The following is a 23,912-nucleotide window of genomic DNA, read 5'->3' on the forward strand; positions in this document are numbered from 1 at the left end:
GGCGGGAGGAAAAGAAACTCCACGGCAGAAGATGATTGGCATGATGTACTTGGTACTGACTGCACTTCTCGCCCTACAAGTGAATTCAGCTATTCTGCTGAAGTTCAAATTTCTAGATGACAGCCTGATCGGGGTAAACGATAAGACTGCTAAAACCAACCAAGGTGCCGTGAAAGGCATTGAGGAAATTGTAGCTCGTAACCGTAACCAAGCCAAAGACCTTGCTATTTTAAAGCAAAGCGAAAGTGTACGGGAGCGGACGGCTAAGATGGTCGCCTACCTCCGTGACATCCGCACCAAATTGCTGGACGCCACGGAAAACAAAAGCAAGAACGAGTACAAGAATATGGAAGCTGCCGACAAGGTAGCCAACGTAATGCTCGGTGGGGCTGGTAGCCGTAATGGCCTGGGCTACAAGATGAAGGATGAGCTGAATGCTTATGCTTCTGACCTGCAGAAGATGGTGCCCGGCTTTACCGCCCCGGCCCTGGCTCTGGAGCCGAAAGATGATGAAAGTGTAACCGCTGATCAGAAATCCAAGGACTTTGCTCAGTTGAACTTCGAGAATACACCGGTGGTAGCTGCTTTGGCAGTACTGTCACAGAAAGAAACGGAGGTATTGAAGTACGAGGCTGACGCCCTGAACAAGCTGGCGGCACAGGTTGGCGCTACTACCATCGTATTCGACAAAATTGGTGCTTTTGCTAGCGCTGAGTCGAACACGGTAGCAGCTGGTACCAAATACAAAGCAGAACTTTTCCTGACTGCATCGGCTTCGGACTTGCGTCCTACCATGACGCTAAACGGTTCGCCCCTGCGTGTTGATCCGAATGGTCATGGCATCGTGGAATTCACGGCTCGTCCTGGTGGCTTTGATGCCTCTGGTAATGCCAAAGCTTCTTGGACTGGTACGATTCGCTTCAAGCAGAACGGCCGCGACACCACCTTTACTAAGAAGGTGGAGTACACGGTAACCAAACCCGTAATGCAGATTCAGTCGGCATCGGTGCAGGCGCTGTACTTCAAGTGTGGTAACAAGCTAAGCGTACAGGTTCCCGCCTTGGGTGCTCAGTACGATCCTAGCTTCTCGGCTTCGGGTGCTTCTACTATCAAAGGTTCGGCTAAAGGCGAGGTAACCCTGATTCCGAACTCACGGGAGGTGACTTTGAGCGTAAGCAGCGGTGGTAACCCCATTGGCTCGCAGACCTTCCAAGTTCGTCCCATTCCTAAGCCTGACATCAAGTGCGTAGTAGGTGGTCGTGAGGCTAATGAAAAGCAGGGCACTCCAATTACGGCAGTACGCAACATGCAGCTGCGCGCTATTGCTGATGCTGGCTTCGCTACTTTCCTGCCCGAGGATGCTCGTTACCGCGTTACTCGTTACGAAATCACGCTGGTACGGGGTAAGCGTCCGGCTATGCCTACCCGTTCTATCAACGGGCCTGAAGCCAACTTGAACGACGTAGTGAATACCGCTCGTGAAGGTGACCGTTTGTACATCGAAGTGAAAGAGGTACAGCGTATGAACTTCCAGGGCAACACGGAAACGGTAAACGTTTCGAAGACCTTCAATATTCCGCTGATTTAAGCGTTCTTACCTGAACCAAGTACTGCGCTTTTTTGATTATCACGGTATGAACAAATTCCTCTCCTTCGCCGCTCTGTCGGCCGGCCTGACGCTGTCGGTGGCAGCCTCGGCTCAGGAACAAGCTACCACCGCGAGCAGCAATGGCTCGTATCGCCCCATTCCGGCCTCGGACATTTTGTTCCGCAAGACCATTACGCGTGCGATTGACCTGCGCGAGAAGCAGAACAAACCTATGTTCTCGGAAGGCAAGGAAATCAGCCGTGTAATCCTGGACGCAGTGAAGCGCGGTGAGCTACAGGCGTATCGGAATGATTCTCTAACCACAACCCTCTCTGGTGCTGAGGTAACCTCAAACATGTCGTTTGTGGAAGCCAGTGCTGGTTTGAGTGATGAGGAAAAGGCCGCTGGCTTCTCTGACAGTGACCTGGGTGGAGGTGACGATTGGGGCGCTCCAGCGAAAAAAGGCAAAGGCAAATCAACAGCTAAGGCTGCTCCGGCCGCGCCACCGAGCTACGAGTATCGCCCTAAGGACATCTACCAGATGGAGATGAAAGAGGATATGATCTTCGACAAGAAACGGTCGCGGATGTATCATGATATCAAAGCCATTACGCTGTTGGTACCTTCCACACTAGGTTCTAACACGTCTGGTATTGAGAAGCCTATTGGCACGTTCAAGTACAGCGACCTAGTACGAGTGTTCCGAGCTAACCCAGATAAGGCTATTTGGTTTAACCCTCAGAACGACGCTCAGCACAAGAACCTTGCGGATGCTTTCGAACTGTGGCTGTTCAACTCGTACATCGTGAAGGTGTCGAACCCCAATGATGCTCGCCTAGATGAAATCTATGGTGGTCAGCAGCAAGGTATTCTCGCTTCTCAGCAGGCTGCGGCCGATTTGATTGAGTACGAGTACAACCTGTGGAGCTTCTAAAATCACGGATTAACTGGATTACTTGAGGTACACAGAATTAGAATAAACAAAGAGCCCCTGCTATTTAGCAGGGGCTCTTTGTTTATATACCTGATTGTATATACTACTTATTCGCTTGGTTCATTAGTGGCCACAGCATCTTGCTGGCTAAAGTATTCAAGTAAGATGCGCGCCTTGGCTTTGCCTACCTCTGTTATGAGTTCATTTTCAGTTAGCTCCTTTATCTTCTTAACCGACTTAAACTTGGTTAGAAGTTTATCAGCCGTAATGGGTCCTAACCCTTTGACATCCGTTAGCTCGGTTTTGAGAGTAGCAGCGTCGCGGCGGGAGCGGTGGAACGTGATGCCGAAGCGGTGCGCTTCGTCACGCATGCGCTGAATGAGGCGTAAGGTTTCGCTCTTTTTGTCGATGTATAGCGGCAGTGGATCATTTGGAACGTAGATTTCCTCCAGGCGCTTCGCAATGCCGATGATGGGTATCTGTCCCCAGAGGCCAAGGTCCTTTAGCGCTTTAACCCCCATGCCCAACTGGCCCTTACCGCCATCCACGATGACGAGTTGGGGTAGGCTGGCCCCTTCATCGAGCAAGCGACGGTAGCGACGGGTCACGATTTCGTACATGGAGTCGAAGTCGTTGGGACCTACCACGGTCTTGATGTGGAAATGGCGGTAGTCTTTCTTGCTAGCTTTAGCATTACGGAAACACACCATAGCGGCCACTGGGTTATCGCCCTGGAAGTTAGAGTTATCAAAGCACTCAATGTGCTTGGGTAGCTCGGTGAGGCGCAAATCCTTCTTCATGGTTTCCATAATCCGCACCTCATTGAGGTCCTTGCTGCGGTCATTCATGCTCTCCTTCTCCTTGCGCAGATAGAGTACATTTTTGATGCTTAGCTCCAGCAGCTTTCGTTTATCGCCGATTTGCGGTTGGGTAATGATAACTCCAGGCAGCGGCAGGTCGGGCACCGCCACGTTGGTCAGAATTTCCTTGGATTGACTTTCGAACTCCTCCCGCATCTGCATAATCATGGGAGCCAGAATTTCATCGTCGGGTTCGTCGAGCTTTTTCTGCACCTCCACCGATTGGGTGAGGATGATACTACCATTCATCACCTTGAGGTAGTTGATGAAGGCTGACTTCTCGTTGGATGCAATGCTGAACACGTCAATGTTGGTAAGGTTGGCATTGACGATGGTACTCTTGGCCTGAAACTCGTCCAGCTTGTCCAGCTTCTGCTTAAGTTGATGAGCCAACTCGTATTGCTGCTCCTGGGCTGACTGCATCATCTTCTCGCGGAAGTACTGCTTGGGCAAACGCAGGTCGCCATTGAGAATCTGCCGAATCTGCTGGATGTGCTGAGTGTAAGTTTCCTCATCCTGAAGACCCTCGCAGGGGCCTTTGCAGTTGCCCAAGTGATACTCCAGGCACACCTTAAACTTGCCAGCTTCCACGTTCTGAGACGAGAGGTTATAAGTGCAGGTGCGAAGCGGATACAGTGCCCGGATAAGTTCTAGCAGCAGGTTCATGCCGGTTACATTGGCGTAAGGGCCGTAGTACCGGCCGTCACCGGGGCGCTTGTTGCGGGTTGGAATTAGGCGTGGGAAACGCTCATTGGTCAGCAGTAAATAGGGGTAGGTTTTCCCGTCCTTCAGCAGGATGTTGTACTTGGGCTGGTGCTGCTTAATCAGGTTGTTTTCCAACAAGAAAGCATCCGATTCCGAGTCAACAATGGTGAATTCGATCCGACGGATGTTCTTTACCAGCTGCTGGGTCTTCTTATTATGGTCCTGTTTGGTGAAATAACTACTGACGCGTTTGCGCAGGTCGACTGCCTTGCCCACGTAAATAATTGTATCCTCGTCGCCGAAGTATTTATAGACACCGGGCCGGTGGGGAAGCTGACGGATTTGTTCCTGTAACTGGGCGTTAGCAGCCATAAGGGGCAGAAAAAACGCTAAAAGAGCGAGGGTGGTAGGAAGTTAGGTACGCAAAGCGTGGCGGCCAAGGTTCAGCCCACGAGTGTAAGAGGCACTGGTTCTAACAAAAAACGTGGCCGGGAAGTCCCGGCCACGCTCTGGAAAATATGCTGGGCTCAACGAGGTGGTTAAATATCTTCCTCGTTGAGGTCGTCCAGCTCTACTTGATTTAGCTTCTGCTCATACGGAATTGTGTCTCGGGCGCCGGCTCCGTTATAGTAGCGGGAGCAGTCAATTTCGATACTCAGGGGCTGAGTCGGCTTCGGGAAAGGACCGGTGTTAATGCCAATGCTTTTATCGGCGTACACTTTGCGCATAAACAATCCATAAATGGGCAGCGCCAAGCGGGAGCCCTGCCCGTAGGCCCCGGTGCGGAAGTGGATACTACGGTCCTCTCCACCTACCCAGGTACCGCACACCAGGTCGGGTGTGAGGCCCATAAACCAGGCATCGGAGTAGTTGGAGGTGGTGCCCGTCTTGGCACCTATTTCGTAGGGGAATTTGAAGCCGCCCTTCAGAATGATGCTAGTACCGCCCTGCTCTTCCGTGGCCCCGCGTAGCATGTGCGTCATCAGGTAGGCGGTTTCTTCGCTTAAGGCTTCCCGGGTTTGGCTGGTGAATTCGCGCAGTACGTTACCGTTCTTGTCCTCAATGCGCGTAACCATCATGGGAGCCGTCCAGATGCCCTTGTTAACAAAAGTGCTGTAAGCGCCTGATAACTCATAAATGCTGACATCGGAGGAGCCAAAGCCTACGGCCGGTACCGCTTCAATGGGGGAGGTAATGCCCAACCGCTTGGCGTAGCTAACTACGGTTTCGGGGCCTAGCTTCTGCACCAGCCAGGCCGTAATGGAGTTCATGGACCGGGCCAGGGCTTGGCGCAACGTGAAAACGCGCCCCGAATAACCGCCTTCAAAGTTCTTGGGCGTGTAGGCAGCCCGGCCACGTTCCGCCGGAAAGGTAGTTGCTACGTCGGGGCGCTGGTAGCAAGGGGAGTAGCCTTGGTCGATGGCGGCTACGTACACAAAGGGCTTGAACGTGGAGCCCGGCTGGCGTTTGCCTTGCTTGACGTGGTCGTACTTGATGTACTTGAAGTTGATGCCGCCCACCCAGGCCCGTACTTGGCCGTTCAGTGGGTTCATGGCCATGAACCCAGAATGCAGAAGCCGCTTGTAGTAGGCCAGCGAATCCATCGGCGACATGAGCACCTCCTTTTCCCCACCGTTCCATGTAAATACCTTCATCCGGTACTTCTTATTAAGGTGGTACTTGATGGAGTCTCGGTTGCCCTCAAAGCGGTTAGTAAGCGACTTGTAGCGTTCCGTCCGCTGAATGGAGGTAGAAAGAAAGTTCGGGATAATGCGCCCGTTCTCGTCGCGCCAGGGCTGCTGGCCCTTCCAATGGGCGTCAAACCATTTCTGCTGCAGCTTCATGTGCTCGGCCACCGCCGATTCGGCGTATTTCTGCATCCGCGAGTCAATGGTCGTGTAAATCTTCAGGCCGTCGGAGTACAGGTCATGGTCGGTTTCCTTGGCCCACTGCCGCAGCATCTTGCTCACCTCTACCCGGAAATAAGGCGCAATGCCTTCGTTCTGGTTTTCAACGTTGTAACGTAGAACAATGGGTTTCAGCGTGTCAGCCTGCAGGGTTTGGGCGTCCGCGTAGCCGTACTTCTGCATCTGGCGGAGCACCCAGTTGCGCCGCGCTTTGGAGCGGGCGGGGTTGTACTTGGGGCTAAAACGGGAAGGAGCATTGAGCACGCCTACCAGGGTAGCAGCCTCCGAGCGGGTGAGCTGCTTAGGCGTTTTGCTGAAGAAGGTTTTAGCGGCCGTATTAATACCAAAGGCATTAGAGCCGTAGTCATTGGTATTCAGGTACATGCGCAGGATTTCCCGCTTAGTGTAACTGCGTTCCAACCGAACGGCCAAAATCCATTCCTTGGTCTTGGTGATAAGCATCCGAACGCCAGGAACGTCGTTGAGCTTGCCGTCATTCAGGTCCTCCCGGGTCCGGAACAGCACTTTGGCCAGCTGCTGGGTTAGGGTAGAACCGCCGCCGCCGCTGCCGCCCGTGAGTAGGCCCGCTACTACCCGGCCGGTAGCTTTAGGGTCGATACCGGAATGCTCCTCGAAGCGGGCGTCCTCAGTGGCAATTAAGGCGTCTACCAGGTGCTGGGGAAGGTCCTCATACTCCGCCGGCGTGCGGTTTTCCCGGAAGTACTTGCCCATCAGCACCCCGTCGGCGGAGTAGATTTCCGAGGCCAGCTCACTACGCGGGTTTTCCAGCGTTTTCAGATTGGGCATTCGCCCAAACAGGTTCAGAAAGTTTACGCTAACGGCCAGTACGTACAGCACAGTGCCTAAAACACCCGCGCCGAAAATAATCCATAGCAGGCGGGCCCACCCGGTATAGCGCCCCGGCTGGTTGGTTTTACGAAAGGAGGACTTGGTTTTCGTGGCAGATTGAGCCATTGCAAAAAAAGGTGCTACGTGCCAGGGGCCAAGAAAATCCGGTTATAGGAGGCTATAAGACAGCCTTTGAACCGGGGCCACTGGCAATTATTTAGAGTAGTTCTGCTGGTAGAAGCGCTGGTATTCCTCAGGGTTCTGGCTTTGCAGCAGGAGCGGCAAGTTATCAATACTAATCAGGAGGGTTTGGTAACCCGTTCCCCGCAGCTTACTCAGCGGCGACTGAGGGCCGCGCAGTTTCAAGGCGTAGCTCTGCGCCACTTTCACGCCGGGCAATGATTCGATAAGCACTACCTCCTGCCCAGCTCCCAACGGTTGCTGCCGCACCAGCAGATTATTGGCCTTGAAGTACCGGTTGTTGTAAGCACTGAGTTGTTCGGATAAGCCTTGCAGTGCCGGGGCATCCTTGGCTAGCACCAGCACGACTACGTGCGCTGCTGCCGGGGTGGCCTTATAGGGCGTACCTACCGGAGCCGTAGGAGCGGGAGTGCTCGTAACCGGAGGCGTTACCGTAGTAGCAGCGGTGCTGGGTAGGGTAGGCGCAGAAACAGAAGTGTTTCCGGCCACAGGGGCAGGTGGGGTAGTTACAGAAGTAGTTGCGGGGGGAGCTGTTTTTGAGGCAGCGGGAGCTTTCTTGCCGCGGGCACGAGCCTGAGCGGCGGCCATTCGGGCAGCTTTGGCCTCATCTACTACCGGTGGGGGAGTGGAAGAGGCAGGCTGGGGTGAAACCTCCGACGGGGGAGTAGTGGTAGGGGAGGCAGGTGTAACGGCGGCTGGCTGCTCTGGCTGAGAGGTGGTAATTGGCGCAGAAGGAGCTGGCGAAGCTGCGGGGGCGGGTAAAGAGGTAGCAGGGTTCGGGGTAACTGGCGCGGCCGGCGACTCATTTTCCCCATAGTAAATCCGCATGCGGTTTTCTACCTCACCCGGCTTGAACACAGATACTACCGGCTTGTCAGTAGAGGCCAGAGCGCCGGTTATCTGCCCCTCGGCCTGCTGCTTGTATGTATTAAGCAGAGTAGCAGCTTGCGGAGCCAACGGACTTTCGGGGTAATCCTTGTAAAACTTCTCTACGGCTGCTTTAGCTGTAAGCGGCGGTTGAGTCCGGATAGTCAGCAGGGTATTGAGGAAGGCAATTCGGTCATTCAGGTCATTTTCGGGGTACTGCTTACGCGCCCGGACCAGCACAGCGCCGGCCTTCTTGAAATCCTGGTTTTTGTAGAAGCTGAAAGCCGAATCAACGAGAACAGCTACCTGAGCATTAGCTACGGAAGTGCGCCGCAGGTATTCTGGGTCGGCTACTAAGCGGGCATAAGAAGAGTTGGGATAAGCTTGGCGCAGACGCTCCGCATACCCTTCGGCCTTGCCCGAATTGTTTTGCTGCTTATAAATCAGGTACAGAATGTAAAGCGTTTCGGGCGTATGCGGGCCCTGCGGATAGCGAGTCAGCAGCGTTTCATAGGTTTCGGCGGCGCGCACTGGCTCCCGAAGCTGCTGGTTATAAATGCTACCCAAGGCGTATAAGGCTTCCTCCGTCAGAGCATCTGACTGTTTGCGCTGGGGCTCCGTTAGAGGAATGTTCTGGCGGTAGCGGTCCACTAGGCTCCGCAACTGCACGGCTGGGTCGGCCTCCGGGGTAGCCGCTGTGCCCAGCCCACCGGCACCGTTTACGGTAGTGCTGGCGTTGCCGGCAATACTGACCGGCACATTGCCGCCCCGGTTCGTGACCGGCGAGCTGCTCGCCTGACTAACCGTGCGCCAGTTATCCTGCAGCGGCCGGTCGCCCCAGCGCCGGATAAAGTCGTTGCGCGCCGTACCTAAGGCAGTGGGGTTATCGAAGTACCACTTAACGCCCATATTAGCCGCCAGAAAGTCGTCGGTGTTTACTTCCGGCTGCAAGTCTCGGCCCGCGCTAATACCTCCCAGGGCCTGCCCAGAGCGCTGCTCCTGCCGGACCTGCTGAGCCGCTAGCTGCTCCGCAGCCTTGCGTTGAGCGTCTACTTCTGCCTGAGCATAAGCTGTTAGGCGGGTACGCAGGGTAGCAGAATCCAGCCGAGCCAAGGCTTGCAGGCTGTCCTGCGTTTCTACAATGGTGAGCTGCTGGGCAAAATCTTTCAGAATAGCTGCCCTCTCAGAAATGGCCGCGTATTCTGGCGCCTCGCGGGGCAGAGCCTGCACGGTGCTGTCGTAGTAGGCGGCAGCCAGTCGGTATTTCTGTAGGTTTTCGTAGTAAATCCGGCCGCTGAGCAAGTACACGTACGACTTTTGCACTCGGTTTGTGGAAGGCGTGCGGGCTGCTTTTTGCAACAGGGCCAGCGCCTCAGGGTAGCGCTGCTGACGGTATTCCAGCCGCCCCATTTCGTAGTAAATCTTGTCGCGGTACTCCTTGTTCTTTGTGTCCTTGAGCAGCTTGGCGAAGTACTTGTCCAGCCGGGCCCGGTCAGTCTGGTTCAGGTCCGACACCTGGCCAAGCATGAGCTTGCTAAAAAAGTCCAGCTCGTAGGGCGGGTTCTTCTTCAGAATCTGGTTGAGCTGCGCGTACGCCTTTTTATCCTCACCCTGGGCCTGGTACAGCTGGGCCAGAATGTAGCGGGTGCGCGACTGTTCATTTTTGGGCTCGATATAGGGAATAGCTTTTTCCAGGTTCTCAATGGCTCGGGCCTGCTCGCCCGTGAGCAGGAAAAACTCGGCCCGCGTCAGGAACAGCTCCCGTGCATTACGCTCTGTGCCTTGTTCTTTGTCCAGCAAATCTGATACAGCCGCTGCATTTTCCAGCTCCTTCGTGGCCAGGAACGTGCGCATCAGCCAAATCAGGGCCTCGTGGCGAGCGTTGTTATCCTTGCTGGTAGTATTGATGTACCTGAACGTCTTGGCCGCGTCCTCATACTCGCGCTTGTAGTAGCGAGCCTTACCCACTAACAGGTAGCTGTCATCGGTCCAGTCGGAGCCCGGGCGGTGCTGGATGGGTAGGGAGGCCTTCTTGATGATGTCATCTAGGTCGGCCGTGACCGTAGTTACCGTGGCATCGTTCAGGGTAGGGAAAAGCGGCAGAACGCGGTTGTAGTCGTTAACGCGGGCCTTATATAAGGTTGCCTCCGTAGCCAGCATTTTCTCACGGGCCAGAAAATACGCATTGTCGCGCGCCACCACATTATCGTACGCGTGCCCAATCAAGGACGGACGCTCGGAAGCACACCCAGCCAAGCCCGCCGCCAGCAGGAGGAAGGCAGCAGTGGGAGCAGAAAGCAGGCGTAGAAGCGAAAAAGTTGTCGTCGTCAAAGCAGCAAAGAGCTCAGGGCGAAAGGTGCAAACAGAAAACACAGCGGCCCCGCCGAATCGTTCGGCCGCCGGGTGTTTCCCACAACGTAGCATGGTAGGTAAAAGTACAGGTTTCTGCCCGGACCCATCATTGTCAGCAGTCCAGGGCCAACTCCTAACGCTGCGCCGCGTAGTTTTGCATCACTCACCGCTACCCCCGCCTCATGTCCAGTCCCACACCTTCGCCCCCCCGGCGCCCCGACTCCGAGGGCAATTCCGACCGAATGCGTGCCTTCGCCCGCTATTCCGGCATTGCGGTTCAGATGATGGCAACCATTGGCCTGAGCACTTGGGCCGGTTACTGGCTTGATAAGCACTATCGCACCGAGACGCCCTGGTTTACCCTGGGCCTGATGCTGCTCGGGTTATTTGCCGCCTTATATAATGTCATTCGCTCTGTTACTAGGGAACAGTAATGAGCGATACTACACCTTCTATTGCCATTGCTGAGCTAGAGAAAGTGCTGCTTCTCTCTTTACAAGCTCTGAAGCACCAATACGGGCAGGACGGTCATATTCCACTAGAACAGGATTTCTATTGGGATATTCCTAAAGAACAACTCTACCTCGTGGAGGAGAACCCTGAGGACTTGACCATAGGCCAGCTCAGTGACGATTGGCGGACTGTTCAAGAAGCGTCCGAGGAGGATTTCACCTCATTTGACCTGCTAAAAGCTTCCCATCTGCTCCGCTATATCAGCCATACGCACCCTCTCCTCTACTTACCTTGAAGCCTTTCCTTCGTCCCTACCTACTCTTCTGCCTGCTGACTGGGGCAATCCTGTACGCCCTGTACAGCCAGTTTGGGCCGCGGGTCATTCATCCGTTCACGCCCTACACATTTGCCTTCTTCGCCATCCTGACGTTTCTGACCTACCGCGTCACGGCCCGGTTGGTGCAAGCCAATCCCGATAATTTTATGGTGGCCTATTTCGGGACCATGGTAGTACGTCTGCTTTTGTCCCTGACGCTAGTGCTGGTGTACCTTTTCCGGGGCGGCGGGAAGGAAGGCGACGCCCGCTGGGCCTTCCTCGGGAGCTTCTTCATCCTGTATTTTCTCTTTGCTGGGTTTGAAGTCTGGAGCGTTCTGAGTAACTTGCGCCCGTTTTCAAAACCGGGTGAAAATACAAAATGAAGATTTTGTGCATATAGCCCTAAGCCCCTCTGAATGAAGCGCTTACTTTTAGCTCTCTTCTGCTTCCTATCGTTCTCGGTGTACGCCAACGAACCGGCGGCTACTACCGCAGAAGCCACCGATACGGAGGACTTCAAACCCGGTGAGATGATTTTGCACCACATCGGAGACGCCCACGAATGGCATTTTGCTACCCTCGGCGGCGGAGAGCATGGTACGCACCTCACGATTCCGCTGCCCGTTATTGCCTACCGCCCCACGCAAGGCTTGAGCGTATTCTCCTCTTCTCGCTTGGCGGAAGGTAAAGTCTATGACGGCCTGAAGCTGGAGCACGAGCACCTAGTATCAGAGGATGGTAGCAAGGTATACGACTTCTCGATTACCAAGAACGTAGCCTCCCTGATGCTGAGCGCCGCGCTGCTGCTCCTCGTTTTCACGGCAGTAGCCCGCGGATACGCCAAGCGCGGAAGCGGCGCCCCCCGCGGCATTCAGTCCTTCTTCGAGCCTATTATCGTGTTCATCCGCGACGAAGTAGCTAAGAAGTCGATTGGCCCGAAGTATGAGCGCTACATGCCTTACTTGCTGACGATCTTCTTCTTTATCTGGTTTAATAACCTGCTGGGTTTGCTGCCAGGCGGCGCTAACCTCACCGGTAACATTGCCGTTACCCTGACCCTGGCTGTCCTGACGCTGCTCATTACCCTGTTCAGCTCCAACAAGAACTACTGGCACCACATCTTCGCTACGCCCGGCGTACCGAAGGCCCTGCTGCCCATCATGATTCCGGTAGAAGTGATTGGCATCTTCGTGAAGCCCTTCTCCCTCATGGTTCGTTTGTTTGCCAACATCACGGCCGGCCACATTGTAACCCTGAGCTTTATCTCGCTCATCTTCATCTTCCGCAACATTGGTGTTGCCCCAGTTTCGCTGGCTTTCGGCTTGTTCATCAACACGCTGGAGCTAATGGTAGCCATTCTGCAGGCCTACATCTTCACCCTACTGACGGCCATGTACATCGGTGGCGCGGTAGAGGAGCATCACGACGCTGATTACCAGATAGGTGGTGGCGACGCTGCCGAGCCGGCTCACGGCCACTAAGCCTTTCTCACCCCTGATTTTTTTGTTTTTCATTCCCCACAAACCTCTTTTTTATGCTTCTTTCTCTGTTGTTGCAGGCCATTACTAATTCTGCTGGTCTGGCCGTATTCGGTGCTGCTATTGGTGCTGGTCTGGTTGCTCTGGGTGCCGGTCTGGGCATTGGTCGTATCGGTGGTCAGGCTATGGAAGCCATTGGTCGTCAGCCGGAGGCTTCGGGCAAGATCCAAACTGCCATGCTGATCGTAGCCGCTCTGATTGAAGGTCTGGCGCTGTTCGCAGTAGTAGTCTGCCTGCTGATTTCGTTCAATCTCTAGGAATAAAGGTAGTACACGAGCAGCCCGCTGCGCGCGTCGCTTCAGCGCACGGCGTAGCGGGCTGTCTTGGCTTTTCCGGTACCAGCCGGCGGCCTTAAGCTGAGGCGGAACTTCCGTCTCCACCGCCGCGGTTACCGGTACCTATCACTCACTACCTACTAGTTTCTACGATGCAAATTGTAACGCCCGAATTTGGCCTTATCTTTTGGCAGCTAGTGATTTTCGGCATCGTGCTGCTCTTGCTGCGCGCCTTTGCCTGGAAACCAATTCTTAGCTCGCTGAAAGAGCGTGAAAGCTCAATCGAAGGTGCGCTGCGCATGGCCGACCAGGCCAAGCTGGAAATGCAGCAGCTAAAGGCGGGCAACGAGAAGTTGCTGGCCGAAGCTCGCATGGAGCGCGACCGTATTCTGAAAGAAGCCACCGACGTCTCGAACCAGCTCATTGAGCAGGCCAAGAACAAGGCTACGGAAGAAGGTAGCCGCATGATTGTGCAGGCGCGCGAAGCCATCCAGAACGAGAAAAACGCTGCCTTGGCCGAGGTGAAAAACACTGCTGCCAAGCTCTCCATTGATATTGCCGAGCGCATCTTGCGCCGCGAACTGGCCGACCAGCCAGCCCAGCAGCAACTCGTGGACTCGTACCTGCAAGAAGTAAAGTTGAATTAGGTTGTTGGGGTCTTGGGAGCTTAAGGTCTTGGGTTATCCTGACCCATTGCTTTATCCAAGACCCTAAGCCCCCAAGACCCTAAGATCCCTAACAATGTCTGAACTACGAGTTGCCTCCCGCTACGCAAAGTCGTTGCTGGATCTGGCCGAGGAGCGCGGCGAGCTGGAAGTAGTAAAGCAGGACATGGACCTGTTCAGCAAAACGCTGAATGAGAACCGTGAATTGCGCCTGCTACTCCGCAACCCCATCGTGAAGCACGACAAGAAGCTTGCTATTCTGCAGGCCGTGTTTGGCGGTAAGGTGTCGGCCCTGACGGAGAAGTTTTTCTCTATTGTAACCCAGCACAACCGCGAAAGCGCGCTGGAGTTTATCGGCTCCGAGTTTCTGACCCAGTACAACCTGCTGCGCGGCATGCAGGCGGCGGAAGTAACCACCGCTACCCCGCTAACCGCGGAGCTGCGTGAGCACCTTCGGCAGGTAGTGCGTCAGCAATCTGGCCTGGCCGATGTTACTCTCACGGAAAAGGTAGATGCCTCGCTGATCGGCGGCTTTGTGCTGCGCATCGGCGACCGGCTAATTGACGACTCCGTGAGCTACCGGTTGCGCAAGCTGCGCAACGAATTCTCGAAGAATCCCTACCAACCCCAACTATAACCCACCATGGCAGAAGTACGTCCGGATGAAGTATCCGCCATTCTGCGGGAGCAGCTGTCTAACTTCAAAACCGAAGCCGAACTCGAAGAGGTTGGTACGGTTCTGCAGGTAGGCGACGGTGTAGCCCGCATCTACGGCCTGGGCAAAGCCCAGTCGGGGGAACTGATCGAATTTGAAAACGGGCTCCAAGCCCTTGTGCTGAACCTTGAAGAAGACAACGTAGGCGCCGTAATGCTCGGCGACTACTCTGAAATCCGGGAAGGCGCTACGGTACGTCGTACCAATAAAATTGCTTCCATTCAGGTTGGTGACGGCATTATTGGCCGCGTGGTAAACACGCTGGGCCAGCCCATCGACGGTCGGGGCCTCATCCAGGGCGCTACCTACGATATGCCCCTGGAGCGTAAGGCTCCCGGTGTAATTTATCGTCAGCCAGTAAACGAGCCCATGCAGACCGGTATCAAGGCTATCGACGCCATGATTCCAATCGGCCGGGGCCAGCGCGAGCTAATCATCGGCGACCGTCAGACGGGTAAGTCGACGGTAGCCCTTGACGCCATCCTGAACCAGCGCGAGTTCTATGAGCGCGGCGAGCCGGTTTTCTGCATCTACGTAGCCGTAGGCCAGAAAGCCTCCACCGTAGCGCAGGTAGTAAACGCCCTGACCAAAGGTGGTGCGATGGACTACACGGTAGTGGTATCGGCTTCGGCTTCTGATCCGGCTCCCATGCAGTTCTTCGCTCCCTTCACGGGCGCTGCTATCGGTGAGTTCTTCCGCGACACGGGCCGTCCGGCTTTGGTGGTGTACGATGACTTGTCGAAGCAGGCGGTGGCGTACCGCGAAGTGTCGCTGCTGCTGCGTCGTCCTCCCGGACGTGAGGCTTATCCTGGCGACGTATTCTACCTGCACAGCCGCCTGCTCGAGCGCGCCGCGAAGATCAACGCTTCCGACGCCATTGCTCAGGACATGAACGATTTGCCCGACAGCATTCGTCCACTCGTAAAAGGCGGTGGTTCGCTGACGGCGCTGCCCATCATTGAAACCCAGGCTGGTGACGTTTCGGCGTATATCCCGACCAACGTAATTTCGATTACGGACGGCCAGATCTTCCTCGAAACCAACCTCTTCAACTCGGGTGTGCGTCCCGCCATTAACGTGGGTATCTCGGTATCGCGCGTAGGTGGTAACGCCCAGATCAAGTCGATGAAGAAGGTAGCCGGCACGCTAAAGCTTGACCAGGCGCAGTTCCGCGAGCTGGAGGCCTTCGCTAAGTTTGGCTCGGACCTGGATGCTTCGACCAAGCTCACGATTGAGCGGGGCCGTCGGAACCTTGAAATTCTGAAGCAGCCCCAGTTCTCGCCCCAGAAAGTAGAGGACCAGGTAGCCATCATCTACGCTGCTACTAACGGTCTGCTGGACTTGGTGCCAGTAAACCGGGTGCGTGAGTTTGAAAAGGAGTTCACCCAGGTGATGAACACCCGCTACCCCGAGGTGCTGAAAGGCCTGAAGGCTGGCAAGCTCGACGACGAGACAACCGGCGCTATCCGTCAGGTTGCCAAAGATTTGTCGGCCGCTTACGCTTCTAAGTAATTACTAATGAAGAGTGAGGAATGAGGAATGAGAAGTGGGGAAGTACGTCGTGACACCGTTATGGCTTGACCTCAATTCTCATTCCTCATTCCTCATTCTTAATTCGAAATAGATGGCTAGCTTAAAAGAAGTTCGGAGCCGCATTACGTCGGTGCAAAGCACGCAGCAAATCACCAAAGCCATGAAAATGGTAGCGGCGGCCAAACTGCGTCGGGCCCAGGACAACATCCTGCGCATGCGCCCTTACGCCCAGCGGCTCAATAGCATTCTAGGCAACCTGACGGCTTTGGCTGGTGAGGACGTAGTGAGCGAGTACGCGGAGCAGCGTGATGTGCGCCGGGTGCTGATCATTGCCATTACCTCGGACCGGGGTCTGGCTGGCGCGTTCAACAGCAACGTGTTCAAAGGCGCCAACGCCGTGATTCAGGAGCGCTACGCGGCCCAGGCCGCGGCTGGCAACGTAACCGTAATGGCCATCGGCCGCAAGGCCCACGATTACTTCGGTAAGCGCTTGCCCCTGCTCGGTGACTACCAGCACGTCTTCACCAAGCTTTCCTTCGACACCGTCCGGGAAGCGGCGGAACAGGCCATGGACGGCTTCCAGGCCGGTCAGTACGACGAGGTAGTAATGGTGTACAACGAGTTCAAAAACGTTGCTACCCAAATCATCCGGACCGAGCAGTTGCTGCCGCTGGTGCCCACCGAGCAGCCTGCTAACGCGCCCGCCACCTCGAATGTGGACTACATCTTTGAGCCCTCGAAGGAGGAAATCGTGCGGACCCTGATTCCGCAGTCGCTGAAGGTGCAGCTCTACAAGGCGGTACTAGAAAGCAACGCTTCGGAACACGGTGCCCGCATGACAGCCATGGACAAGGCCACCGACAACGCCGGCGAGCTGCTAAAACAACTGAAGCTAACCTACAACCGGACCCGTCAGGCCGCCATTACCACCGAGATTCTCGAAATCGTGGGTGGTGCTGAAGCCCTGGCTGCCAGCCGGTAAGGATATAGCTCAGACATTACTGAAAAGGCCCGCTTTCGCAAGGAAGCGGGCCTTTTCGTGCTATTGCTGTGCCGTTAGAATAGTTGCGGGGTGGTGCCCTTCGCGTTTCGTTGCGGCCCGGCTACGTTGGCTACTCAAGGGGAATGAAATCAGCAGCGATGAGGCACCAAAGGTGCGCTTTTACAGCTGCATGTACTGCCGCTTGGCCAGTTCCTTGCTGGGCTTGGGCGTTGCGGGGTACTGCTCCAGCAGCTCCACCACCTTGTCGGGGGTAAGCTCCGTGAAATCCTTGATGACGGCAAGAGGGGCCTGGAAGTCAGCGGCTTTCAGAGTGGTAGTTAGGGTAATGCAGCGCATACCCGCCTTGTAGGCTGCCTGCTCGCCCAGAATGGCATCTTCGAATACCAGGCAGCGCTCCGGCGGAATGCCTAGCTGCCGCGAGGTAGCTACGTAGGTATCAGCGTGGGGTTTGCCGCGGTCCACGTCGTCCTTGCCTACCACCACATCAAAGTAGCGGCGCAGGTCTAGGTGGTCGATGATGTAGCCAATGGTGTCGGCGGCAGAGCCAGTGCCGAGAGCAATTTTAAATCCGGCGGCGCGGGCGGCCTGCAGAAACGCGGTGAGGCCCGCCGTTTCGCGCCGCTTGTCCCAGTACAGCACCCGGTACAGAAACTCGCGCTGGGCGGCGTACTCCTTGAGCTGCTTATCGGGAACGGGATGAGCAAAGACGGTTTTAAGAATGTTAGTAGCCGGCATGCCATTGAGCCGGTCCAGCAGCTTGCGGGCGTTGGTGGTCAGGCCTAAGTCGCGAAACAGCAGCTGAAAGGCTTTGGCCTGGAAGGCCGTGTTGTCGATAATGGTACCATCCATATCGAAGATCAGCGCGTAGGGCTGGGGGGTAGCAGGCATAGCAAAAAGGATGAGGAATGCAGTAAAGCAGCAAGAACGACGCGCCGGCAAGTCAGATGTCAGCGGAACGCCCATTCTTGCCTACGCGCACGAGGCGGTTTTGACTGTGGACGAGCTGGTTCCCCGGCCGCGCGGAGTATCTTTGCGCCCGCCGAATCCGGCGCCGCCCGCAGGGTAGCGTCATAACGTCCTGTCCACTTTGAAGAAAAAGAGTCTGAGCCTATTGCTGGCCGCTACGCTGGCTGTGCCCGCCCTCGCGCAAAAACAAGGTAAACCCCTGGACCGCCCCAAGCTGGTGGTCGGGATTGTGGTTGACCAGATGCGTTACGACTACCTCTACCGCTACTGGAGCAAATACGGCCGCGGCGGGTTCCGCCGCCTGCTGGGGGAGGGCTTCAGCTACGAAAACGCCCACTACAACTACGTGCCTACCTACACCGGGCCCGGCCACGCCAGCATCTACACCGGCACTACCCCCTCGGTGCACGGCATCATTGGTAATAACTGGCTGGTGCGCGAGGAAGGCCGCGGCACCTATGTAACCGAGGATAAAACCGTGCAGGCGGTAGGCGGCTCGGCCGCGGCTGGGCAACAGTCGCCGCGCCACATGCTGACGACCACCATCACCGATGAGCTGCGCCTGGCTACCAACTTCCAGAGCAAGGTTATTGGCGTCTGCATCAAGGACCGGGGCTCCGTGCTGCCGGCCGGGCACGCGGCCAACGCGGCCTACTGGTACGATGGCGGCAACGGGGCGTTTATTACCAGCACCTTCTACACCCAGCAGCTACCGGAGTGGGTAGCCAAGTTCAACGCCGAGAACCGGGCCGCCAAGTACCTGGATCAGGCCTGGACCACGCTGCTGCCCCTTGCGCAGTACACCGAAAGTTCCCCCGACGACGTGGCCTGGGAGGGAGCCTTTAAGGGCGAAGCCAAGCCCGTATTCCCCCACGACCTACCGACGCTGAGCGCAGCGCCCACCACGGCGGTAAAAGGCAATATGGAAGCCGCCGGCGAGAAGGCGCCCACCGCTACCCCCCGTAACCTAGACCTGATTCGCTCCACACCGTTTGGCAACTCCCTGACCCTGGACTTTGCCCTGGAAGCCATGCGGGCCGAGCAGCTGGGTCAGCGCGGCCAAACCGACTTTCTGGCCCTGAGCTTTAGCAGCACCGACTACGTAGGCCACCAGTTCGGGCCCAACTCCATTGAGGCCGAAGACACCTACCTGCGCCTGGACCGGGACCTGGAGCGCCTGTTCGCCACCCTCGATAAAACGGTAGGGAAGAAGCAGGCCCTGGTATTCCTCAGCGCCGACCATGGAGCGGCCCACTCGCCTAATTTCTTGATTGACAAGAAAATACCGGCTGGCTCTGTGGGCCCAGGCCTGATGCGCGACTCCTTGCAGCAGCAGCTGGTGCGCCTGCACGGCCCCGGCAAGTGGGTGCTCAGCTACGAAAACCAGCAGGTATACCTGAACCGGCCGCTGCTACGCGAAAAAAACCTTGACCTCTACCAGATGCAGCGCGAGGTAGCCGGCATCATGCTGGGCTACGCCGGCGTTACGCGGGCCCTGGCCGCCGAGGATGTGCAGAAGTCGCACTGGGAAAGCGGGATGCTGATGTACCTGGAAAATGGCTACTTCCCCAAGCGCTCCGGCGACGTGCTGGTGATTCTGGAGCCGGGTTGGCTGGAGTCGTATCAGTACCCCGTTAACAAAGGCACCACCCACGGCTCCTCGGGTAGTTACGACACGCACGTGCCGGTAGTATTCTGGGGCTGGCACGTAAAGCACGGACAGTCATCGGCTCCGGCAAAGATTACCGATATTGCGCCCACATTGGCCCGCTGGCTCCATATTCAGGAGCCCGACGGGTGCACCGGGCAGCCGCTGCCCGAAGTACTGGGCTTTTAATTTTTTGGCCATGAGCTGTTAGCTACTGGTTGCTAGCTTTCCGTTTAACGAAGCCCGCAGTCAGCAGCTAACAGCCCATGGCTGGTCATAACACGTTTTCATTCTCTCAAATTTCAGCTAATAGCCAACAGCTAACAGCTAACAGCTACTAAAAAATGGCCCATTTTAACCCCTGGCACGACGTAGAGCGTGGCGAAGACGCTCCCAAAGTTGTAAACGGCATCATTGAAATTCCGAAAGGCTCGAAAGGCAAGTATGAGCTGGACAAAGACAGCGGCCTGCTCAAGCTGGACCGCGTGCTGTTCTCGGCCGTGCATTACCCGGCAGCCTACGGCTTCATCCCGAAAACTTACTGCGACGACAAGGATCCGCTGGATATTCTGGTGCTCTGCTCCGTGGATATCGTGCCGATGTGCCTGGTAGACGCCAAAGTAATTGGTGTGATGCAGATGATTGACCAGGATGAGGAAGACGATAAAATCATTGCCGTGGCTGCCAACGATGTGTCGGTGAACCACTACAACGACATTGCCGACCTACCCCCCCATACCCTGCTGGAAATGCAGCGCTTCTTCGAGGATTACAAAGCCCTGGAGCACAAGCAAGTAAGCGTGGAGCGGTTCATGGGCCGTGAGGATGCCTACCGCATTATCGAGGACAGCATTAAATTATATGAGGAAACCTTCCCGAAAGGCAACCCCCAGAACGAGGTAGACGTAAGAGAGGCCCTGAGCTAATCTGAGTACACAACCTCTCTACACCCATAGCAGCGCCCGATGGTCTACCTGACCGTCGGGCGCTGCTGTGTTTCGGGGGCCGCGGAAGCCTGGCAAGCTCAAGCGTAGTATCCTTTCGGGCTTCGCTTAGCGTATGAAGCAGGGTATGCCGACACAGCCCCCAAAATCCAATGTTCTAAAATTTCTCTACGAAAACAGCCTCCTACTGGTGGGCGGTTTGCTAGTGCTGGTTACCCTAATTGGGCAGCTCTTTACGGGGTGGCACGACTATAACTCGGAGCTGGAGGACATGAGGCTGCTACCCCTTACCCTGGGTGCGTACGCGCAATCTGGACACTTTCTGGAGGCTACGTTTGAGAACTGGGAAAGTGAATTTCTGCAGATGGGCCTGTACGTAGTGCTGACCATCTGGCTGCGGCAGCGGGGCTCCTCTGAATCCAAGAAGCTCTATGAGGAAGAGGAGGTAGACCAGGAGCCCGACCCAACCAAGGAAGATGCTCCTGGCCCCGTGAAGCGCGGCGGCTGGCAGTTGGCTTTGTACCGCCGGTCGTTGAGCATTGCGTTTTTTCTGCTGTTTTTCGGGTCTTTCTGGCTACACGCCAAGGGCGGCGCTGAGGTTTACAGCATTGAGCAGGTCCACAATGGCAAGTCCGCCGTTGGTACCCTGGACTACATGACCACCAGCCGGTTCTGGTTTGAGTCGTTTCAGAACTGGCAGAGCGAGTTTCTTTCCATCGTGTCCATTGTGGGGTTGTCCATCTTCCTACGTCAGCATGGCTCGCCAGAGTCCAAGCAGGTAGACGCAGCCCACACCGAAACCGGGAAGTAGTCCGCTCCAGTATATTCGGGGATGGTGAAGGCAAGTGCCAGCTCACCCTGAGTTAGCGCATATGCTGTCCGTTCGTTTGTTGCTTCCGTCTGCCCGTGCCCTTGCTCAGCGCCTCAGACCACTGACAGACGCCTTGCTGTATAGCAGCACGTGGCTATCGTTGGCGGCACTGGGGCTGATGTGGGCCACTTTCTTGTTCTGGCGGGTTCACATTCCGTTGCGGCTGGGCGCCCTGATCTTCACGGCTACTCTCTTCCTATACAACCTCGATAGTGTGCTGCCTTACAAACACGGGCAGCAGCCGGGCCTCTCGAAGCGCAAGCAGTGGATGCGGGGGCACCGCCGGGAATTGCTAGGGCTAGCCGCAGTAGCCGGCCTAGTAGCGGCGGGCCTGTTCCTGACCGATGCGCGTCTGAGCATTACCTTGTTCTTGGGGCATCTGGGCGCTATTTCGGTGTTGTACTCCATGCCCCTGGTCAAGTACAACCGGCGGTGGTGGGCCCTGCGCGACCTACCCCTGCTGAAGGTCTTCCTGATTGGCTACGTCTGGGCGGCCGTCACTGTCTGGATTCCGGCCTTGTACCTGGGGCGCGGCTTGCAGGAGCCGGTTGTGCTGATTTTATTTGGGCGGCGCTTTCTGTTTATTCTGGCCCTAGCCTTTGTGTTCGACATCCGCGACTACACCAAGGACCGCCTGACGGGCACCCGCACTTTTCCGGGCGTCTTCGGGATTCAAGCCACCAAGCTCCTAGCCCTGGCTGCGCTAACCACGGCAGCTCTGCTCGTGCCGCCAGGAACTCCGGCCGGCCACGACTTCGTGCTTCTAATGCCGCTGCTAGCCGCTGCGGCCGTTATTTGGTTTGCTGAGGAGTCGAGGCCTGATTACTACTTTGCCCTGCTCACCGACGGGGTTATGCTGGTGCAGTTCCTGGCGGTGTGGTGGGCCAGCACGGGAGTGGCTGCCAGGGTACTGTAACTTTTTCTACCCCGGATACCACTGCACGAAACCGACGGTTCAGCATGTTAAAGGCCGGGTAGGGGAGTTGTGAGTTCCTGCAGCACGGGGCCAATAAAGCGGATAAGGTCGCCGGCCACCAGGCCCGCTTCGCCGGTTTGCTGAGCGGCCTGGTCGCCGGCCCGGCCGTGGGCGTACAAGCCCAACAGGGCCGCATCCAGGGGCGAGAGGCGCTTGTCGGCGCGCAGGGCTAGCAGCAAGCCCGTTAGCACGTCGCCGCTGCCGCCGGTGGCCATGCCGGGGTTGCCAGTGCTGTTAAAGTAAAGTGTGCCATCTGGGGCCGCCAGGGTAGTGTAAGCACCCTTCAGTACGCAGTAGCACCCATGCTCCCGCACAAAGGTGCGTAGTTGCTCCAGGCGGTGGTAGTCGTCGCGGGCGGGTTTGCCCACCAGCCGCTCAAACTCCTTGGGGTGGGGGGTAAGCAAGGACTCGCGGGGTAGTAGCTTCAGTAAGCTAGGGTTGGCCCCGAGTAGGTTTAGCGCATCGGCGTCCAGCACCAGCGGCACTTTGGTCTTGCGCAGCAGTTGGCGCAGCACTTCGCAGGTGGCGTGTTCCTGCCCCAGCCCCGGCCCAATACCAACGGCGGCGTACGGTTTCAGGTCTGGTAGCTCGGTCACGAAATCGGTGGCGGAGTCGGCCAGGGCCATGGCTTCCGGGGCCGCAACCTGCATAATGGGGTAGCCAACGGCCGGGGTGCGCACGGTAAGCAGTCCAACCCCACCCCGCAGGCAGGCCTTTGCTGCCAGTACGGAGGCCCCAATTTTACCGCGGCTGCCCGCCAGCAGCAAGGCGTGCCCGAAGGTGCCTTTGTGGCTGAACTTATTCCGGGCAGGTAGGCGGCCCCGAATGAAGTTATCATTCACGAAGTAGTTATCCACAGGAGCGTTGTGGATAAATGTGGGGTCGAGGTGAATAGGTAGCACCTCCCACTGGCCAACAAACTCTGCGTTTTGAGGCAGTAGAAAAGCCAACTTGGGGAGCTCAAAGCTGACGGTGTAATGGGCTCGTACTACCAGGCTGTCTGGGCTCTGCGGAGCGTCCGTCAGTAACCCAGAGGGCATGTCCACGGCCACAACAGTAGCCTCCGACTGATTGAGGTGCTTTACTAGCATTGCTGCTGCGCCGGTTAACGGCCGGCTCAGGCCGGTACCAAACAGGGCATCAACTACCACTGCGCGAGCGGGGAGCTGCGGCAGTGTTTCCGGCTGTATTTCATGGCAAGGCAGGCCCGCCGGCAGGCGCTGACGGTTAAGCGTAAAATCAGCCGAGGGCTGGGCAGCGGGCAGCGTCCATACCTGGGGCTGGTAACCCGCCTCGTGCAACTGACGAGCAATGGCCAGCCCGTCGCCGCCGTTGTTGCCGGGGCCGCAGAAGATGTGCATGGGCCGCTGGCTATGAGCGGGCAAACGCTTCTGCAACCAGTGGCAGAAAGCCGTGGCCGCCCGCTCCATCAGCTCCGCGGAGGTAATGCCCTCGGCTAGTAGGGTGGCCGCATCAGCCTGGCGGGTTTGGGCGGCAGTAAGTATCTTCATAGCAGGAAGTAAATTGACGGTAGCCGGGAAGTATCAAAAATCGGGGCAAGCTAGATCAAGGCAATAATTCTGTTATATCGGTCCTGCTCAGCTATAGCGTTATGACAGTGTATTCTTTCCAGACAGCCGGGTTTAGCCTCGATGAAGCCGGAATACTTTTCTTGTCTTGCGTAATCGACTCCGCCGTAGAAAACTTCCGTCTGGTTCGGAGCGTTTCCTACCTATCAACCCCTCG

At 56.5% G+C, this 23,912-nt stretch carries 20 protein-coding genes; 15 read left to right on the forward strand and 5 right to left on the reverse strand.

Features of this window, described 5'->3' with window-relative positions:
- Positions 1-43: 43 nt before the first annotated feature.
- The gene (gene porM / locus MWH26_RS00220) at positions 44-1,588 is read left to right on the forward strand and encodes a type IX secretion system motor protein PorM/GldM (protein WP_247977111.1); all 1,545 of its coding nucleotides are present in this window, start codon (positions 44-46) and stop codon (positions 1,586-1,588) included.
- Positions 1,589-1,634: 46 nt separating this feature from the next.
- Complete coding sequence (porN, locus tag MWH26_RS00225; RefSeq protein ID WP_247975580.1) at positions 1,635-2,522, forward strand: type IX secretion system ring subunit PorN/GldN; 888 nt, start codon at positions 1,635-1,637, stop codon at positions 2,520-2,522.
- Positions 2,523-2,629: 107 nt separating this feature from the next.
- Here the strand turns inward: porN and uvrC are convergent, their stop codons facing one another.
- The 3 genes from uvrC to porW form a co-directional block, all read right to left on the reverse strand.
- On the reverse strand, positions 2,630-4,459 hold the full coding sequence (uvrC, locus tag MWH26_RS00230) for an excinuclease ABC subunit UvrC (protein WP_247975581.1): 1,830 nt from the start codon (positions 4,457-4,459) through the stop codon (positions 2,630-2,632).
- A gap of 167 nt (positions 4,460-4,626) precedes the next feature.
- Entirely contained in the window at positions 4,627-6,969 is a 2,343-nt protein-coding gene (locus MWH26_RS00235) for a penicillin-binding protein 1A (RefSeq protein ID WP_247975582.1), read from the reverse strand.
- Between the two features lie 87 nt (positions 6,970-7,056).
- Positions 7,057-10,242, reverse strand: a complete 3,186-nt coding sequence (gene porW, locus MWH26_RS00240; protein ID WP_247975583.1) for a type IX secretion system periplasmic lipoprotein PorW/SprE — start codon at positions 10,240-10,242, stop codon at positions 7,057-7,059.
- A gap of 203 nt (positions 10,243-10,445) precedes the next feature.
- Between porW and MWH26_RS00245 the strand changes: the two genes are divergently transcribed.
- The 9 genes from MWH26_RS00245 to atpG all read left to right on the forward strand — a co-directional run bounded on the left by MWH26_RS00245 (position 10,446) and on the right by atpG (position 16,740).
- Entirely contained in the window at positions 10,446-10,697 is a 252-nt protein-coding gene (locus tag MWH26_RS00245; RefSeq protein ID WP_247975584.1) for an AtpZ/AtpI family protein, read from the forward strand.
- The gene (locus MWH26_RS00250; RefSeq protein WP_244694563.1) at positions 10,697-11,011 is read left to right on the forward strand and encodes a hypothetical protein; all 315 of its coding nucleotides are present in this window, start codon (positions 10,697-10,699) and stop codon (positions 11,009-11,011) included. The genes MWH26_RS00245 and MWH26_RS00250 overlap by 1 nt, the downstream gene beginning before the upstream one ends.
- Entirely contained in the window at positions 11,008-11,415 is a 408-nt protein-coding gene (locus MWH26_RS00255; RefSeq protein WP_244694564.1) for a hypothetical protein, read from the forward strand. The genes MWH26_RS00250 and MWH26_RS00255 overlap by 4 nt, the downstream gene beginning before the upstream one ends.
- A 33-nt stretch (positions 11,416-11,448) precedes the next feature.
- Entirely contained in the window at positions 11,449-12,513 is a 1,065-nt protein-coding gene (gene atpB / locus MWH26_RS00260) for a F0F1 ATP synthase subunit A (RefSeq protein ID WP_247975585.1), read from the forward strand.
- Between the two features lie 53 nt (positions 12,514-12,566).
- Positions 12,567-12,827 carry an ATP synthase F0 subunit C gene (gene atpE / locus MWH26_RS00265; RefSeq protein ID WP_019946527.1) on the forward strand — a complete coding sequence of 87 codons (261 nt, stop codon included), beginning with the start codon at positions 12,567-12,569 and terminating at the stop codon, positions 12,825-12,827.
- Positions 12,828-12,997: 170 nt separating this feature from the next.
- Positions 12,998-13,492, forward strand: coding sequence for a F0F1 ATP synthase subunit B (locus tag MWH26_RS00270; protein WP_188557936.1), 495 nt, complete (start codon positions 12,998-13,000; stop codon positions 13,490-13,492).
- Between the two features lie 94 nt (positions 13,493-13,586).
- A complete protein-coding gene (gene atpH / locus MWH26_RS00275; RefSeq protein WP_247975586.1) occupies positions 13,587-14,147 on the forward strand; it encodes an ATP synthase F1 subunit delta in 561 nt (186 codons plus the stop codon).
- A gap of 6 nt (positions 14,148-14,153) precedes the next feature.
- A complete protein-coding gene (gene atpA, locus MWH26_RS00280; protein ID WP_247975587.1) occupies positions 14,154-15,737 on the forward strand; it encodes a F0F1 ATP synthase subunit alpha in 1,584 nt (527 codons plus the stop codon).
- Positions 15,738-15,849: 112 nt separating this feature from the next.
- Positions 15,850-16,740: an ATP synthase F1 subunit gamma gene (gene atpG, locus MWH26_RS00285; RefSeq protein ID WP_247975588.1), complete on the forward strand. Its 891-nt coding sequence runs from the start codon at positions 15,850-15,852 to the stop codon at positions 16,738-16,740.
- A 180-nt stretch (positions 16,741-16,920) separates the two neighbouring features.
- Here atpG and MWH26_RS00290 read toward each other — a convergent pair whose 3' ends face one another.
- Positions 16,921-17,649 carry an HAD family hydrolase gene (locus MWH26_RS00290; RefSeq protein ID WP_247975589.1) on the reverse strand — a complete coding sequence of 243 codons (729 nt, stop codon included), beginning with the start codon at positions 17,647-17,649 and terminating at the stop codon, positions 16,921-16,923.
- Positions 17,650-17,848: 199 nt separating this feature from the next.
- Here MWH26_RS00290 and pafA point away from each other — a divergent pair, with 199 nt between their 5' ends.
- The 4 genes from pafA (at position 17,849) to MWH26_RS00310 (ending at position 22,106) form a co-directional block, all read left to right on the forward strand.
- Positions 17,849-19,564 carry an alkaline phosphatase PafA gene (pafA, locus tag MWH26_RS00295; RefSeq protein WP_262921974.1) on the forward strand — a complete coding sequence of 572 codons (1,716 nt, stop codon included), beginning with the start codon at positions 17,849-17,851 and terminating at the stop codon, positions 19,562-19,564.
- A gap of 155 nt (positions 19,565-19,719) precedes the next feature.
- Positions 19,720-20,301 carry an inorganic diphosphatase gene (locus MWH26_RS00300; protein WP_247975590.1) on the forward strand — a complete coding sequence of 194 codons (582 nt, stop codon included), beginning with the start codon at positions 19,720-19,722 and terminating at the stop codon, positions 20,299-20,301.
- Positions 20,302-20,446: 145 nt separating this feature from the next.
- Positions 20,447-21,130, forward strand: coding sequence for a DUF6766 family protein (locus MWH26_RS00305; RefSeq protein WP_247975591.1), 684 nt, complete (start codon positions 20,447-20,449; stop codon positions 21,128-21,130).
- 61 nt (positions 21,131-21,191) lie between these two features.
- Entirely contained in the window at positions 21,192-22,106 is a 915-nt protein-coding gene (locus MWH26_RS00310) for a UbiA family prenyltransferase (protein ID WP_247975592.1), read from the forward strand.
- Between the two features lie 47 nt (positions 22,107-22,153).
- Here MWH26_RS00310 and MWH26_RS00315 read toward each other — a convergent pair whose 3' ends face one another.
- Positions 22,154-23,677, reverse strand: coding sequence for an NAD(P)H-hydrate dehydratase (locus tag MWH26_RS00315; RefSeq protein ID WP_247975593.1), 1,524 nt, complete (start codon positions 23,675-23,677; stop codon positions 22,154-22,156).
- Positions 23,678-23,912 lie beyond the last annotated feature (235 nt).

The organism is Hymenobacter sublimis, assembly GCF_023101345.1.
In the GTDB taxonomy this organism is placed as follows: domain Bacteria; phylum Bacteroidota; class Bacteroidia; order Cytophagales; family Hymenobacteraceae; genus Hymenobacter; species Hymenobacter sublimis.

Excerpts from the sequence above, each read along its gene's own strand:
- porM (WP_247977111.1), top strand. The coding sequence starts at position 44 with ATGTACTTGGTACTGACTGCACTTCTCGCCCTACAAGTGAATTCAGCT.
- porN (WP_247975580.1), top strand. The coding sequence starts at position 1,635 with ATGAACAAATTCCTCTCCTTCGCCGCTCTGTCGGCCGGCCTGACGCTG.
- uvrC (WP_247975581.1), bottom strand. The coding sequence starts at position 4,459 with ATGGCTGCTAACGCCCAGTTACAGGAACAAATCCGTCAGCTTCCCCAC.
- MWH26_RS00235 (WP_247975582.1), bottom strand. The coding sequence starts at position 6,969 with ATGGCTCAATCTGCCACGAAAACCAAGTCCTCCTTTCGTAAAACCAAC.
- MWH26_RS00245 (WP_247975584.1), top strand. The coding sequence starts at position 10,446 with ATGTCCAGTCCCACACCTTCGCCCCCCCGGCGCCCCGACTCCGAGGGC.
- MWH26_RS00250 (WP_244694563.1), top strand. The coding sequence starts at position 10,697 with ATGAGCGATACTACACCTTCTATTGCCATTGCTGAGCTAGAGAAAGTG.
- atpB (WP_247975585.1), top strand. The coding sequence starts at position 11,449 with ATGAAGCGCTTACTTTTAGCTCTCTTCTGCTTCCTATCGTTCTCGGTG.
- atpE (WP_019946527.1), top strand. The coding sequence starts at position 12,567 with ATGCTTCTTTCTCTGTTGTTGCAGGCCATTACTAATTCTGCTGGTCTG.
- MWH26_RS00270 (WP_188557936.1), top strand. The coding sequence starts at position 12,998 with ATGCAAATTGTAACGCCCGAATTTGGCCTTATCTTTTGGCAGCTAGTG.
- atpH (WP_247975586.1), top strand. The coding sequence starts at position 13,587 with ATGTCTGAACTACGAGTTGCCTCCCGCTACGCAAAGTCGTTGCTGGAT.
- atpA (WP_247975587.1), top strand. The coding sequence starts at position 14,154 with ATGGCAGAAGTACGTCCGGATGAAGTATCCGCCATTCTGCGGGAGCAG.
- atpG (WP_247975588.1), top strand. The coding sequence starts at position 15,850 with ATGGCTAGCTTAAAAGAAGTTCGGAGCCGCATTACGTCGGTGCAAAGC.
- MWH26_RS00290 (WP_247975589.1), bottom strand. The coding sequence starts at position 17,649 with ATGCCTGCTACCCCCCAGCCCTACGCGCTGATCTTCGATATGGATGGT.
- MWH26_RS00300 (WP_247975590.1), top strand. The coding sequence starts at position 19,720 with ATGGCCCATTTTAACCCCTGGCACGACGTAGAGCGTGGCGAAGACGCT.
- MWH26_RS00305 (WP_247975591.1), top strand. The coding sequence starts at position 20,447 with ATGCCGACACAGCCCCCAAAATCCAATGTTCTAAAATTTCTCTACGAA.
- MWH26_RS00310 (WP_247975592.1), top strand. The coding sequence starts at position 21,192 with ATGCTGTCCGTTCGTTTGTTGCTTCCGTCTGCCCGTGCCCTTGCTCAG.
- MWH26_RS00315 (WP_247975593.1), bottom strand. The coding sequence starts at position 23,677 with ATGAAGATACTTACTGCCGCCCAAACCCGCCAGGCTGATGCGGCCACC.